The 16,271-nt window shown below is 76.9% G+C and carries 2 protein-coding genes and 1 pseudogene; all 3 read right to left on the bottom strand.

The window, feature by feature from the left end:
* A partial coding sequence (locus IF43_RS40150; protein WP_369405195.1) for an SDR family NAD(P)-dependent oxidoreductase occupies positions 1 to 14,253 on the bottom strand: 14,253 nt, incomplete at its 3' end.
* A 45-nt stretch (positions 14,254 to 14,298) separates the two neighbouring features.
* Entirely contained in the window at positions 14,299 to 15,735 is a 1,437-nt protein-coding gene (locus IF43_RS37290; protein WP_030210311.1) for a beta-ketoacyl reductase, read from the bottom strand.
* 346 nt (positions 15,736 to 16,081) lie between these two features.
* Positions 16,082 to 16,270 (bottom strand): annotated as a pseudogene (locus IF43_RS43805) (hypothetical protein); the annotation flags it as partial.
* Position 16,271: the final 1 nt, after the last annotated feature.

The raw sequence follows: 16,271 nt of genomic DNA on the forward strand, positions 1-16,271 counted from the left end.
GCTGACCGTCAGGCGCTTGGTCTTGCGGCCCTGCGCCTCGAAGGCATCGGCGATCGCGACCGCGGCGGCCTCGTCGCCGGAGACGACCACCGCCTGCGGGCCGTTGACCGCGGCGATGTCCACGTCCTCGGTGAGCAGTGGCACGACCTCCGCCTCGGAGGCCTGGACCGCGATCATCACGCCGCCGGCCGGGAGCGCCTGCATCAGCCGCCCGCGGGCCGCCACCAGCGCACACGCGTCGTCCAGGGACAGCACCCCGGCCACGTGCGCGGCGGCGATCTCGCCGATCGAGTGACCGGACACGAAGTCCGGCCGCACCCCGTACGACTCCAGCAGGCGGAACAGCGCCACCTCGACCGCGAACAGGGCCGGCTGCGCGTACTCCGTCCGGTCCAGCACGTCGCCGTCCGACCCGAACAGGACGTCCTTCAGCGGGAGTTCTAGGTCCAGGCGGTCGCTCACGCCGTCCAGCGCGGCCGCGAACACCGGGAAGGCGTCGTACAGCTCCCGTCCCATGCCGAGCCGCTGGCTGCCCTGGCCCGTGAACAGGAACGCGAGCTTGCCGCCGGTCGCGGGCGCGCCGCGGACCAGTCCGGCCGAGGGGCGGCCCTCGGCGAGGGCGGACAGCGCCGTGCGGAAGCCTTCGCGGTCCGCCGCCACCACGGTGGCCCGCTGCTCGAAGACGGCCCGGCCGGTGGCCAGCGTGAGGCCGATGTCGGCGGGCTCGGCCGCGGGGTACGCGTCCAGGTGGGCGAGGAGCCGTCCGGCCTGGGCGCGCAGGGCCTCGGAGGTGCGGGCGGTCAGGTGCCACGGGACGGTCGCCGGGGCGGTCGCGGCGGGTACCTGGGCCGGGGCGGTCGCCGCCGGGGCCTGCGCCGGGGCGGTCGGGGCCGCGGCCGGTGCGACGGCCGGCGCGGTGTCAGGGAGTTCGACGATGGCGTGGGCGTTGGTGCCGCTCATGCCGAAGGAGGAGATGCCGGCGCGCCGCGGGCGGCCGGTCTGCGGCCAGGCCCGCCGCTCGGTGAGCAGGCTGACCGCGCCCGCGGACCAGTCGACGTGCGGGGAGGGCTCGTCGACGTGCAGGGTCTTCGGCAGGACGCCGTGGCGCATCGCCTGGACCATCTTGATGATGCCGGCGACGCCGGCGGCGGCCTGCGTGTGGCCGAAGTTGGACTTGATCGAGCCCAGCCACAGCGGGCGGTCCGCGGGCCGGTCCTGGCCGTAGGTGGCCAGCAGGGCCTGGGCCTCGATGGGGTCGCCGAGGCGGGTGCCGGTGCCGTGCGCCTCGACCGCGTCGACGTCGGCGGCGGTGAGGCCGGCGTGGGCGAGGGCCTGGCGGATGACGCGCTGCTGGGCGGGCCCGTTGGGGGCGGTGAGGCCGTTGGAGGCGCCGTCCTGGTTGACGGCCGTGCCGCGGACGACCGCGAGGACCTGGTGGCCGTTGCGGCGGGCGTCGGAGAGCCGCTCGACGAGGAGCATGCCGACACCCTCGCCCCAGGCGGTGCCGTCGGCGGCGGCCGCGAAGGGCTTGCAGCGGCCGTCGGCGGCCAGGCCGCGCTGGCGGCTGAACTCGGTGAAGACGTCGGGGGTGGTGATGATCGTGACGCCGCCCGCGAGGGCGAGGGAGCACTCGCCGGAGCGCAGGGCCTGGGCGGCGAGGTGCAGGGCGACCAGGGACGAGGAGCAGGCGGTGTCGACGGTGACGGCCGGGCCCTCGAAGCCGAAGGTGTACGAGACGCGGCCGGAGGCGATGCTGCTGGAGCCGCCGGTGCCGAGGTAGCCCTCGACGCCCTCGGGGACGGTGTTCAGCCGGGACACGTAGTCGTTGTGCATCTGGCCGACGAACACGCCGACCTGCCGGCCGCGCAGTCCCGTGGGGTCGATGCCGGCCCGCTCGAACGCCTCCCAGGACGTCTCCAGCAGCAGGCGCTGCTGGGGGTCCATGGCGAGGGCCTCGCGCGGGTTGATGCCGAAGAACGCGGGGTCGAAGTGGTGGGCGTCGTAGACGAAGCCGCCTTCCCGGGCGTAGGAGGTGCCCGGGTTGTCGGGGTCGGGGTCGTACAGCGCTTCGGTGTCCCAGCCGCGTTCCGCGGGGAGGTGGGCGATGCCGTCGCGGCCCTCTGCGAGCAGTTCCCACAGGTCCTCGGGGCTGCGGACGCCGCCGGGGAACCGGCAGCTCATGGCGACGATGGCGATGGGGTCGTCGGCCTCGGCGGCGCCGGCCGGGTGCCGCGGGAGCGCGGCGGCAGCGGCGGCCTCGGAGCCGAGGAGCTCGTCCTTGAGGAAGCCGGCGAGGGCCGTGGGCGTGGGGTAGTCGAAGACGAGGGTGGCGGGCAGGCGGACGCCGGCGGCCGCGCCGAGCCGGTTGCGGAACTCGACCGCGGTCAGCGAGTCGAAGCCGAGGTCCTTGAAGGCGCGGCCGGGTTCGACGGCGTCCGGGGTGGCGTGGCCGAGGACGGCCGCCACCTGGTCGCGTACGAGGTCCAGCAGCAGGGCGTCCTGCTCGTTGCCGGGGAGCCGTACGAGCTGCTCCACCAGCGGGGTTCCGGTGCCGCCGGCGGTGGCCTCGACGGCCCGGCGGGCCGGGGTGCGGACGAGTCCGCGCAGCAGGGCGGGCACCGTGCCGGGGTCGGCCTGGCGCAGGGGTGCGAGGTCCAGCTGCATGGGGACGAGGTGGGCGTCGCCGGTGCGGTGCGCGGTGTCGAGGAGGGCCAGGCCCTCCTCGGAGGTGAGGCCGAGGACGCCGGAGCGCGTCATGCGGTCCTTGTCGGCGGTGTCCAGTTCGCCGGTCATGCCGCTGGCGTCGGCCCACAGGCCCCACGCGAGGGAGGTGCCGGCCAGGCCCTGGGCCTGGCGGTGGCGGGCGAGGGCGTCGAGGAAGACGTTCGCGGCGGCGTAGTTGGCCTGGCCGGCGCCGCCGAAGGTGCCGGCGGCGGAGGAGAAGAGGACGAAGTCGGCGAGGTCGAGGTCGCGGGTCAGCTCGTGCAGGTGCAGTGCGGCGTCCGCCTTGGGCCGCAGGACGCGGTCGAGGCGCTCGGGGGTGAGGGCGGTGGTGATGCCGTCGTCGAGGACGCCGGCGGTGTGGATGACGGCGGTCAGCGGGTGCGCGGCCGGGATGCCGGCCAGGAGGGCGGCGAGCGCGTCGCGGTCGGCGGCGTCGCAGGCGGCGACGGTGACGTCGGCGCCCAGCGCGCGCAGGTCCGCGGCGAGTTCGGCGGCGCCGGCGGCGGCCTCGCCGCGGCGGCTGGTGAGGACCAGGCGGCGGGCGCCGCGGACGGTGACGGCGTGCCGGGCGACGAGGGCGCCGAGGGTGCCGGTGCCGCCGGTGACGAGGACGGTGCCCTCGGGGTCCCAGTCGGCGGGCACGGTGAGGACGATCTTGCCGGTGTGGCGGGCCTGGCTGAGGTAGCGGAAGGCCTCGGGGGCCTGGCGCAGGTCCCAGGAGGAGACCGGGATCGGGCGCAGGGCACCGGAGTCGAAGAGGCCGAGGAGGGCGGTGAGCATCTCCTGGATGCGGTCCAGGCCGGCCTCGGTCAGGTCGAAGGCCCGGTAGCGGACGCCGGGGTGGGCGGCGGCGACGTCCTGCGGGTCGCGGACGTCGGTCTTGCCCATCTCGACGAAGCGTCCGCCGTGCGGCAGCAGCCGCAGGGAGGCGTCGACGAACTCGCGGGCCAGGGAGTCGAGGACGACGTCGACGCCCCGGCCGCCGGTGGCGGTGCGGAAGGAGTCCTCGAAGTCGAGGGTGCGGGAGGAGGCGATCCGGTCGTCGGTCAGGCCGAGTCCGCGCAGCGTGTCCCACTTGCCGGGACTGGCCGTGGCGTAGACCTCGGCGCCCCAGTGGCGGGCGAGCTGGACGGCGGCCGAGCCGACGCCGCCGGCCGCGGCGTGCACCAGCAGCCTCTCGCCGGGCTGCAGGCCGGCCAGGTCGTGCAGGGCGTAGTACGCCGTCATGAAGACGATCGGGACGGCGGCGGCCTCGGCGAAGGTCCAGCCCTCCGGCATCGGGGCGATCATGCGGCGGTCGACGACGGCCAGCGGACCGAAGGCGCCGGGCAGCATGCCCATGACGCGGTCGCCGGGGACGAGGTCGGTGACGCCCGGTCCGGTCTCCAGGACGGTGCCGGCGCCCTCGGAGCCCATGAGGCCGGGATCGCCGGGGTACATGCCGAGGGCGTTGAGGACGTCGCGGAAGTTGAGGCCGGCGGCGCGCACGGCGACGCGGACCTGGCCGGGCTCCAGCGGGGCCTCGGACTCGGGGCTGGGGACCAGGGTGAGGTGGTCGAGGGTGCCCTTGTCCTCGATGTCCATGCGCCAGGCGGAGCCGTCGGCGGGCGGGGTCAGCGCGCCGGCGGCCGGGACCCGGGCGAGGCGGGGGGCGTGGACGGTGCCGCGGCGGACCGCGAACTGCGGCTCGCCGGTGGCGAGGGCGGCGGCGAGCAGGCCGGGCAGGGTCTCGTCGGTGCCGGGGGTGTCGAGGTCGGCGAGGACGAACCGGTCGGGGTTCTCCGCCTGGGCGGTGCGGACCAGTCCCCAGACGGGGGCGTGGACGGGGTCGGCGAGGTCCCGGTCGCCGTGCGTCGCGACGGCGCCGCGGGTGAGGAGGACCAGGTGCGAGTCGGCGAACCGGTCGTCGGCGAGCCAGCCCTGGACGAGGGCCAGGGCGTGGTGTGCGGCGGCGCGCACGGCGTCCGGGGTGAGCGCGTCCTCGGGGCCGCGGCCGTCCGCGGCCGGGCAGGGGGCGAGGACGTACGCGGGGGCCGGGGCGCCCGCGTCGAGCGCGGCGGCCAGCGCCGGCAGGTCGGCGTGGGCGCGCCCGGGCAGGCCGGTACCGGCGCCGAGGACGGCCCAGGTGTCACCGGGCCGGGCGTCGGGGGTGCCGGCCGGCAGGGGCATGGTGGCCCAGTCGACGCGGAACAGGGACTCGTGGAACGCGGTGCGCGTGGCGCCGGCCAGCGCGTCGGCGGAGACGGGGCGCACCATGAGGCGTTCGACGGCCGCGACGGGCGCTCCGGCGGTGTCGGCGACCTGGAGGGAGAGGGCGTCGTCGGTACCGGTGGTGAGCCGGACGCGCAGGGCGGTGGCGCCGACGGCGTGCAGGGACACGCCCCGCCAGGAGAACGGCAGCCCGGCCGGGCGGTCCCCCTCGGGGGACGGCCGGACGAAGACGGCGTGCAGGGCCGCGTCGAGGAGCGCCGGGTGCAGACCGAACCGGGCGGCGTCGGCCTGCCGGTCCTCGGGCAGCGCCACCTCCGCGTAGACGTCCCCGTCGAGGGTCCAGGCGGCCCGCAGGCCCTGGAAGACGGGGCCGTAGGCGAAGCCGCCGTGGCCCAGGTGCTCGTAGAGGCCGTCGAGGGTGACGGCCTCGGCACCGGCCGGCGGCCAGGCCGTGAGGTCGAAGCCGGGCTGCGGGGCGCCGGTGGCCAGGATGCCGGTGGCGTGGCGGGTCCAGGGCTCGTCGTCGGCGGCGTCCGGGTCGCCGGAGTACAGGTCCAGGGTGCGGCGGCCGTCCCGGTCGGGGGCGCCGACCACGACCTGGAGGCGGACCGCGGCGTGCGGGGTGAGGACCAGCGGGGTTTCGAGCGTGAGTTCCTCCAGCACGTCGCAGCCGGCCTGGTCGCCCGCGCGGACGGCGATCTCGACGAAGGCGGTGCCGGGCAGCAGGACGGTGTCCATGACGGCGTGGTCGGCCAGCCAGGGGTGGGTGTCCAAGGAGAGCCGGCCGGTGAGGAGGAGGCCCTCGCCGTCGGCGAGGGGCACCGCGGCGCCGAGGAGGGGGTGGTGGGCGGCGCCCAGACCGGCGGACTCGACGTCCCCGACGAAGCCGGCGGGGGCCTCCAGCCAGAAGCGGCGGTGTTGGAAGGCGTAGGTGGGCAGGTCGGTGCGGCGGGCGCCGGCCGGGGCGAAGTACGCGCTCCAGTCGACCGGGACGGCCCGGGTGTGGAGGGCGGCGATCGCGGCGGCCAGCGCCTCGGCCTCGCCGCGGTCGCGGCGTAGGGCCGGGACGAACACGGCGTCGGGGGCGCCGTCGGGGGCGCCGTCGGGGTCGGTCAGGCAGTCGCGGCCCAGGCCCGACAGGACGCCCTGCGGGCCCAGTTCGAGGTAGGTGGTGACACGTTCGGCGTCCAGGGTGCGGATGCCGTCGAGGAAACGGACGCCTTCGCGGACGTGCGCCACCCAGTGCTCGGGGGTGCGCAGTTCGTCACCGGCGACCGCGCCGGTGAGGTGCGTGACGACGGGGACGGCCGGCGCGTGGTAGGTGAGGGTGGCGGCGACCTCGCGGAAGGCGTCGAGCATGCCGTCCATCAGCGGCGAGTGGAAGGCGTGGCTGACGGTGAGCCGCCGGGTCCGGCGGCCGCGGGCGGCGAACCCGTCCGCGATCTCCCGTGCGAGGTCCTCGTCGCCGGAGACGACCACGGAGGAGGCGGAGTTGACGGCGGCGATGCCGATCCGGTCCTCGCGGCCGGCGAGCAGGGGCCGGACCTCGTCCTCGGTGGCGTCGATCGCGATCATCGCGCCGTCCGCGGGCAGCGCTTCCATCAGCCGGCCGCGGGCGGCGACCAGGACGGCCGCGTCGGGCAGGCTGAGGACGCCGGCGACGTGGGCCGCGGTGATCTCGCCGATGGAGTGGCCGGCGACGAAGTCGGGGCGCACGCCCCAGGACTCGACGAGGCGGTAGAGCGCGGTCTCCAGGGCGAAGAGGGCGGGCTGGGTGTAGCCGGTCCGGTCGAGCGGGGTGCCGTGGGCGTCGCCTGCGTCGTCTCCGTCGTCGTCGCCGTCCAGGGCGAACATGACGTCCTTGAGGGGCCGTTCGAGGTGCGGGTCCAGGGCGGCGCACACCTCGTCGAGGGCGGCGGCGAACACCGGGTGGACGGCGTACAGTTCGCGGCCCATGCCGGGGCGCTGGCTGCCCTGGCCGGTGAAGAGGACGGCGAGCCGGCCGTCGCCGGCGTCGTGGCGGACGAGCCGGGCGTGGTCGCGGCCCTCGGCGAGCGCGCCGAGCCCGGTGAGCAGTTCCGCGTGGTCGGCGGCGACGACGGCCGCGCGGCGGTCCAGGGCGGTGCGGCCGGTCGCCAGGGAGTACGCCACGTCGGCGGGGGCCGTGCCGGGCCGCTCGGCGAGGTGGGCGGCGAGCCGGGCGGCCTGGGCGCGCAGGGCGTCCGGGGTGCGGCCGGCGAGGACGAACGGCAGCGGGGTGCCGGCGGGAGCCGTGGCCGGCTCCCGGGCGGCGTCCGCGGCGGGGGCGTGCTCCTCGGGCGTGCCGGTGGCGGGGGCCCCGGCGGCGGGCGGCTGCTCGGTGTCGGCCGACGGCAGGTCGGCGTCGGCCCGCAGCTGCTCGGCGTCGGCGGGCGGCTGCTCGATGATGACGTGCGCGTTGGTGCCGCTGACGCCGAAGGAGGAGACGCCCGCGCGCCGCGGGCGGCCCGTCTCGGGCCACGGGGCGGGCTCGGTGAGGAGGGTCACCGCGCCGGCGGTCCAGTCGATGTGCGGGGAGGGCTCGCCGATGTGCAGGGAGGCGGGCAGGACGCCGTGGCGCATCGCCTCGACCATCTTGATGATGCCCGCGGCGCCGGCGGCGGCCTGGGTGTGGCCGATGTTGGACTTGATCGAGCCCAGCCGCAGCGGGCGGTCCGCGGGCCGGTCCTGGCCGTAGGTGGCGAGCAGGGCCTGGGCCTCGATGGGGTCGCCGAGGGTGGTGCCGGTGCCGTGCGCCTCGACTGCGTCGACCTCGGCCGGGGCCAGTCCGGCGTGGGCCAGTGCCTCGCGGATGACGCGCTGCTGGGAGGGCCCGTTGGGGGCGGTGAGGCCGTTGGAGGCGCCGTCCTGGTTGACGGCCGTGCCGCGGACCACGGCGAGGACGGGGTGCCCGTTGCGGCGGGCGTCGGAGAGCCGCTCGACGAGGATCATGCCGGCGCCCTCGGCCCAGCCGGTGCCGTCGGCGTCGGCGGAGAAGGACTTGCAGCGGCCGTCGGTGGACAGGCCGCGCTGGCGGCTGAAGTCGATGAACGTGTCCGGGGTGGACATGACGGTGACGCCGCCGGCGAGCGCCATGTCGCACTCGCCGCTGCGCAGGGCCTGCGCGGCCAGGTGCAGGGCGACCAGGGACGAGGAGCAGGCGGTGTCGATGGTGACGGCCGGGCCTTCGAGGCCGAAGGTGTACGCGACGCGGCCGGAGGCGACGCTGCCGGCGGTGCCGGTGCCCAGGTAGCCCTCCAGGCCCTCGGGGACGGCGGGGAGCCGGCTGAGGTAGTCGTGGTACATGACGCCGGCGAAGACGCCGGTGCGGCTGCCGCGCATCGACGCCGGGTCGATGCCGGCGCGTTCGAACGCCTCCCAGGAGGTCTCCAGCAGGAGCCGCTGGTGCGGGTCCATGGCGAGGGCCTCGCGCGGGTTGATGCCGAACACGTCCGGGTCGAAGTCGGCCGCGTCGTGCAGGAAGCCGCCCTCGCGGGTGTACGAGGTGCCGGCGCGGCCGGGGTCGGAGTCGTAGAGCGCGTCGAGGTTCCAGCCGCGGTCGGTGGGGAACGGGGAGATCGCGTCGGCGGAGCCGGCGACGAGCCGCCACAGGTCCTCGGGGGTGGTGACCCCGCCGGGGTAGCGGCAGGCCATGGCGACGATGGCGATCGGCTCGTCGGCGACGGCCCGCGCGGGCGCGGCCGTGCCGCCCGCCACGGGGGTGCCCAGGTCGCCGAGGAGTTCGGTGCGCAGGAACGCGGCGAGCGCGTTCGGGGTGGGGTAGTCGAAGACGAGGGTGGCCGGCAGCCGGACGCCGGTGGCCGAGCCGAGGCGGTTGCGCAGTTCGACGGCGGTCAGCGAGTCGAAGCCGAGCTCCTTGAAGGCGCGGCCGGGGTCGACGGCGTCGGGGCCGGGGAAGCCGAGGACGGCGGCGACCTGGACGCGGACGGTGGCCAGCAGCAGCCGGTCGCGTTCGGCGGCGGTCAGCGGCAGCAGCCGCTCGGCGAGGCCGTCGGCCGGGGCGGCCTGGGCGGCGGCGCGGCGCGCGGCGGGCCGGACCAGGCCGCGCAGCAGCGGCGGGACGGCGCTCGCGTCGGCCTGGCGCAGCGCGGCCAGGTCGAGGTGCATGGGGACGGCGGTGGCCCCGCCGGTCCCGCGGGCGGTGTCCATGAGCGCGAGGCCCTCGGCGGAGGACAGGGCGGCCACGCCGGCGCGGGAGATCCGCTCCAGGTCGGCGGCGGCGAGGTCGCCGGTCATGCCGCTGCGTTCGGCCCACAGGCCCCAGGCAAGGGCGGTGGCGGGCAGGCCCTCGGCGCGGCGGCGCTGGGCGAGGGCGTCGAGGAAGGTGTTGGCGGCGGCGTAGTTGGCCTGGCCGGCGGCGCCGAGGGTGCCGGCCGCGGCGGAGAACAGGACGAACGCGGCGAGGTCGAGGCCGCGGGTGAGCTCGTGCAGGTTCACGGCCGCGCCGACCTTGGCGGGCAGGACGCTGTCGACACGTGCGGGGGTGAGGGATTCGAGGATGCCGTCGTCGAGGACGCCGGCGGTGTGCACGACGGCGGTCAGGGGGTGCTCCGCCGGTACGGCGGCCAGCAGCGCGGCGAGCGCCTCGCGGTCGGCGGCGTCGCAGGCGGCGAGGGTGACCTCGGCGCCCAGCGCGCGCAGCTCGGCGAGGAGTTCGGGGGCGCCGGCGGCGGCCTCGCCGCGGCGGCTGGTCAGCAGCAGCCGGCGGACGCCGTGGACGGTGACCAGGTGGCGGGCGACCAGGCCGCCGAGCGTGCCGGTGGCGCCGGTGACCAGGGCGGTGCCGTCGGTGTCGAGGGGGCGGGCCTCGTGGCCCTCGGGGGCGGGCAGGGCGGGGACCCGGGCGAGCCGCGGCACGACGGCGCGGCCGTCCCGGAGCGCGAGCTGCGCCTCGCCGGCGGCCAGGGCCGCGGGCAGGGACCGCAGGGACTCCTCGCGGTCGTCGAGGTCGAGCAGGACGAACCGGTCGGGGTGCTCGGACTGGGCCGACCGCAGCAGGCCCCACAGCGGGGCGTGCACGAGGTCGGACACGTCGGAGCCGGGTGTGGTGGCGACGGCGCCGTGGGTGGTGAACACCAGCCGGGACGCGGCGAAGCGGTCGTCGGCGAGCCAGGACTGGGCCAGTTCCAGGGCGTGGTGCAGCGCGTCGGCCACGGCCGCGGGCAGCGCGGCGTCGACGGGGGTCGCGGAGGTGGTACCGGCGGCGGGGAGGGGGACGACGACGGCCTGCGGGACGGGGCCGCCCGCGTCGACGGCCGCCGCGAGGTCGGCGAGGCGGGCGTAGGCGGCCGCCGTGGGCAGGACGGTGGCCAGGCGGGTGCCGGCGGCGGCCGCACCGAGCAGGGCCCACTGGCCGGGGGCGACGGTGGTGGCGGCCGGGAGGGGCAGCGGGGTCCAGTCCACGCGGAACAGCGCGTCGTGGAAGGCGGTGCGGGCGGCCCGTACCTGGTCGGGGCTGACGGGGCGCAGCAGCAGCGAGTCGACGGAGGCGACGGGCGCGCCGGCCTCGTCGGCGAGGTCGACGCGGACGGTGTCCTGGCCGGCGGGGGCCAGGCGGACGCGCAGGGAGCGGGCGCCGACGGCGCGCAGGGCCACGCCGCTCCAGGCGAACGGCAGCCGGCCGTGCTCGGTGGCCTCCAGCAGGGAGCCCATGCCGACGGCGTGCAGGGCGGCGTCGAGCAGGGCCGGGTGGAGGCCGAACAGGGCGGCCTCGGCGTGCGCCCGCTCGGGCAGGCGGACCTCGGCGAACACCTCGTCGGCGCGCTGCCAGGCAGCGGTCAGGCCCTGGAAGACGGGCCCGTAGGCGAAGCCGGTGGAGCCGAGGTACTCGTACAGGCCTTCGACGGGCAGGGGGGTGGCGCCCGGCGGCGGCCAGGCGGCCAGGTCGGCGCCGGTGTCCCGGTCCGGCGCGGCGGGCGCGGGGGCGAGGAGGCCGGTGGCGTGCCGGGTCCAGGCGCCTTCGCCCCAGGTGTCGTCGGCGGCGTCCTCCGGGCGGGAGTGCAGGGTCAGCGCGCGCCGGCCGTCGGCGTCGGGCGCGCCCACGGAGAGCTGGACCTGGACGCCGCCGTGCGGGGGCAGGACCAGAGGGGCCTGGAGGGTGAGTTCGTCGAGGAGTTCGCAGCCGGTGTGCTCGCCGGCGCGGAGGGCGAGTTCCACGAAGGCGGTGCCGGGCAGCAGCACGGTGTCCATGACCGCGTGGTCGGCGAGCCAGGGGTGGGTGGCCAGGGAGAGGCGGCCGGTGAACAGGTAGCCGTCGCCGTCGGCGAGGGCGATGGCGGCCCCGAGCAGGGGGTGGTCGGCGGAGCCGATGCCGGCGGCGGTGACGTCGCCGGTCCAGGCGGTGGGCTGCTCGGGCCAGTACAGGTGGCGCTGGAAGGCGTACGTGGGCAGGTCGACGCGGGTGCCGCCGCGGCCGGCGAAGACGGCGGCCCAGTCGACGGGGACGCCGTGGGCGTGGGCCCGGGCGACGGCGGCGGCGAACGCGGCCGGCTCGGGGCGGTCGGCGCGCAGGGCGGGTATGAACACGGCGTCCCGGAGGCCGTCCCGGACGCTCCGGGCGTTCCGGCGGGTGTCGGCGTGCCCGTCGGCCTCGGCGTGCCCGCCGTCCTCCGCGTGTCCGCCGTCCTCCGCGTGTCCGCCGTCCTCGGCGTCCTGCGGGGCGAGGCAGTCCTGGGCGAGGGCGGTGAGGACGCCGCCGGGGCCCACCTCGAGGAACGTGGTGACGCCCAGCGCGCCCAGGGCGCGCACGCCGTCGAGGAAGCGGACGGTCCCGCGGACGTGCCGCACCCAGTAGTCGGCGGTGCAGATCTCCTCGGCGGTGACGGAGGCGCCGGTGAGGTTGGAGACGAGGGGGATGACGGGCGGCGCGTAGGAGACTGCCTCGGCGGCCTCGCGGAAGGCGCCGAGCATGTCGTCCATCAGGGGCGAGTGGAAGGCGTGGCTGACGGTGAGCCGCTTGGTGCGGCGGCCGCGGGCGCGCAGGGTCTCGGCGACCGCGATGGCCGCGGCCTCGTCGCCGGAGACGACGACGGAGCGCGGGCCGTTGACGGCGGCGACGGACACCCGGTCGGTCAGGAGCGGGACGACCTCGTCCTCGGCGGCCTCGACGGCGAACATGGCGCCGCCGGCGGGCAGGTCCTGCATCAGGCGGCCGCGGGCGGCGACCAGGGCGGCCGCGTCGGGCAGGGTGAGGACGCCGGAGACGTGGGCGGCGGCGAGTTCGCCGACGGAGTGCCCGATGAGGAAGTCGGGGGTGACGCCCCAGTGTTCGAGCTGCCGGAACAGGGCCACCTCGACCGCGAAGAGGGCGGCCTGGGTGTGCTCGGTCTCGTCGAGCAGCGCGGCCTCGGGGCTTCCCTGGGCGGCGAACAGGACGTCGTACAGGGGGCGGCGGAGGTGCGGGTCGAGCGCGTCGCGTACGGCGTCCAGGGCGGCGGCGAACACCGGGTGGGTGGCGTACAGTTCGCGGGCCATGCCGGGGCGCTGGCTGCCCTGGCCGGTGAACAGGAACGCGGTGTTGCCCTCGCCGACGGCTCCGACGACGGCGGTGGCGGGCTGGTCGCCGGCGGCGAGCGCGTCGAGGTCGGCGAGGAGCTGTTCGCGGTCGTCGGCGAAGAGGACGGCGCGGCGGTCGAGCGCGGTGCGGCCGGTGGCCAGGGAGTAGCCGAGGTCGGTCAGGCCCGCCGGGTCCGCGGCGAGTGCGGGGTGGGCGCGCAGGTGGGCGGCGAGGCGGCCGGCCTGGGCGTGCAGGCCCGCGTCGGCGTGGCCGGAGACGGGCAGCGGGACCGGGCCGGTGGCGCCCGGCTCCGGAGCGGCCTGTGCCGGGGCCCGGGTCGCCTCCGCCGCTCCGGGCGGGGCGTCGGCGGGCGGGGCCTGCTCGATGACGGTGTGGGCGTTGGTGCCGCTGACGCCGAAGGAGGAGATGCCGGCACGGCGCGGCTGCCCGGTCTCGGGCCACGGCACGGTCCGGGTGAGGAGCTCGACGTCGCCGGTGGTCCAGTCGACGGCGGTGGACGGCCGGTCGATGTGCAGGGACTCGGGCAGGACGCCGTGCTGCATCGCGAGGACCATCTTGATGATGCCCGCGACGCCGGCGGCGGCCTGCGTGTGGCCGATGTTGGACTTGACGGAGCCGAGCCACAGCGGCCGGCCCTCGGCACGGTTCTGGCCGTAGGTGGCCAGCAGGGCCTGGGCCTCGATGGGGTCGCCGAGGGTGGTGCCGGTGCCGTGCGCCTCGACGGCGTCGACCTGGGCCGGGGTGAGCCCGGCGTTGGTGAGGGCCTGGCGGATGACGCGCTGCTGGGAGGGCCCGTTGGGGGCGGTGAGGCCGTTGGAGGCGCCGTCCTGGTTGATGGCGCTGCCGCGGACCAGGGCGAGCACCGGGTGGCCGTTGCGGCGGGCGTCGGAGAGCCGCTCGACGAGGAGCATGCCGACGCCCTCGCCCCAGCCGGTGCCGTCGGCGCCCTCGGCGAACGGCTTGCACCGGCCGTCCGGGGCGAGCCCGCGCTGCCTGCTGAACTGCACGAAGGCGCGCGGGCTGGACATCACGGTGACGCCGCCGGCCAGGGCCAGGGAGCACTCGCCGCCCCGCAGCGCCTGCACCGCGAGGTGCAGGGCGACGAGGGAGGCGGAGCAGGCGGTGTCGACGGTGACGGCCGGCCCCTCCAGGCCGAAGGTGTAGGAGAGGCGGCCGGAGACGACGCTGGCGGCGTTGCCGGTGAGGAGGTACTGCTCGACCCCCTGGGGGACCCCGTCGCGCAGCAGGTCGGGGTAGTCCTGGCCGTTGGTGCCGATGAACACGCCGGCCCTGCTGCCGCGCAGTGCGGCCGGGTCGATCCCGGCGCGCTCGAAGGTCTCCCAGGAGGTCTCCAGGAGCAGGCGCTGCTGCGGGTCCATGCCGAGGGTTTCGCGCGGGCTGATCCCGAAGAAGCCGGCGTCGAACTCGCCCACCCGGTCGAGGAACCCGCCCTCGCGGGTGTACGAGGTGCCGCTCCGCCCGGGATCGGCGTCGTACAGGGACTCGATGTCCCAGCCGCGGTCGGTCGGGAAGTCCGTGATGGCGTCCCGACCGCCCGCGACGAGGTCCCACAGGGCCTCCGGCGACTCGATGCCGCCGGGGAACCGGCAGGCCATGCCGACGATGGCGATGGGCTCCGGTTCCTGGGCCTCCACCTCGCGCAGCCGCTGCCGCGTCTGGTGCAGATCGGCCGTCACCCGCTTCAAGTAGCCGAGGATCTTGTCCTGATCCGACGCCTGACCCGCCATTGGAACCTCACCCATGTTCGTCACAAACCCTTGCGCTGCTACTGCCTGCTGTCCGCTGTGCTAGATCCCGAGCTCGTTCTCGATGAAGTCGAAGAGCTCGTCGGGCGTGGCCTCCTGGAGCTTCTCGGCCACGGCCCCGTCGCTCGAATGGGCCTGCGGTTCACCCCATTTCGCCAGGAGGGCCTGCAGGCGCGAGGCGATGTCGGCACGCGTGTCGCCGTCCGGTTCGAGGACGGACAGCGCGGATTCGAGCCGTTCGAGCTCCGCGATCCCCGGCGCGGCTCCTGCGGAGCCGTCCTGGACGATCTCGGCGCGCAGGAACTCGGCCAGGGCGGCCGGCGTCGGGTGGTCGAAGACCAGCGTCGCCGGGAGCTTCAGTCCGGTCGCCGCGTTGAGGCGGTTGCGGAGTTCCAGTGCGATCAGGGAGTCGAAGCCGAGCTCCTTGAAGGCGCGGCCCGCCCCCACCTCGTCGGTGGTGGGGTGGCCGAGCGCGGTCGCCGCGTGGGTGCGCACCAGTTCCAGGACGGCCAGGGCCTGTTCGGCCTGCGGCATCACGCCCAGCCTGCGCCGCAGGGCCTCGCCGGGGGCGCCCTGCGCGTCGGCGCCGTGCCCGGCGGCCCCGGCGGCGGTCTGCGCCAGTCGGCGTACCTCGGGCAGGTCGGCGAGGAACGGGCTGGGCCGCAGGGCCGTGTGGGCGGGCGCGAAGAGCTCCCACCGGATGTCGGCGACGGCGACGGCCGGCTCGGCGTGGTCCAGGGTCTGCCCGAGGGCGCGGATCGCCGCGGCTGGGGCCATGGCGGGGACGCCGCCGCGCTCGAGGCGTTCGCCGATGGCGCCGCCCGCGGCCAGCCCGCTCCCGCCCCAGCGGCCCCAGGCCACGGAGGTGGCGGGGAGGCCGTCGGCATGCCGCTGCTCGGCGAGGGCATCGAGGTAGGAGTTGGCGGCCGCGTAGTTCGCCTGGCCGGCGTCGCCGAGGGTGCCGGCGACGCCGGAGAAGAGGACGAAGGCCGTCAGGTCGAGGCCGCGGGTCAGCTCGTGCAGGACGAGTGCCGCGTCCGCCTTGGGAGCGAGGACGGTGGCGAACCGCTCGGGGGTGAGCCCGTCGATGACCCCGTCGTCCAGGACGCCGGCGGTGTGGAACACGGCGGTCAGCGGTTGCGCGTCGGGGATCGACGCGAGGAGCGCGGCGACGGCGTCCCGGTCGGACGTGTCGCAGGCCGCGAGGGTGACGTGCGCGCCGAGCGCGGTCAGTTCCTCCCGCAGTGCGGCGGCGCCGGGGGCGTCGGGGCCGCGGCGGCCGGCGAGCAGCAGGTGCTCGGCGCCGTTCGCCGCGAGCCAGCGGGCGACGCAGCACCGCCACGAGCCGGTCGAGGGTCCGGGCGTCGGTCTGCGGGGGCAGGGCGGCGACGTCGGCGTCGCCGAGTGCCTGGACGAGCGCGGCGGTGCCGAGCAGTCCGGCGTGGGCGCGCAACGCGTCCCCGCCCTCAGCACCTTCACCGAGGGCGAGGAGGGAGAGGACGCCGGATTCGGCGGGTTCCCCGGCCGCCGCCTCGAGCGCGGCGGTCAGCGTCGCGCGGTCGGCGGCGGCCACCGGGACGGTCACGGTACGCACCTGGGCGCCCCGCTCGGCGAGCGTACGGAGCACGGCGGCCACCGCGTCCGCGGCGGGACCCGGCACGACCTCCGGCACGACGACCAGCCAGGTCCCGGAGAGGCGCGGGGCGGTGGGGTCCGCGAGCGGCTTCCAGACGACGCGGTAGCGCCAGCCGTCGACCACCGACTCCTCACGGCTCCGGCGCCGCCACGAGGACAGCGCGGGCAGCAGGGAGGTCAGGGGCTGGTCGCCGTCGACGTCCAGCTCGGCCGTGAGGGCGGCGAGGTCCTCGCGTTCGACGGCGTCCCAGAAGCGGGCGTCCACCGCGCTCTCCGCCGGTGCCGCCACCGCCACGGGAGCCGCCTCCGGCCAGTACCGCTGCGACTGGAAGGCGTACGTGGGCAGCTCGACCCGACGGGCCCCGGTGCCCTCGAACACC

Origin of the sequence: Streptomyces sp. NRRL S-87, assembly GCF_000719335.1 — a bacterium.
Classification (GTDB): Bacteria; Actinomycetota; Actinomycetes; order Streptomycetales; family Streptomycetaceae; genus Streptomyces.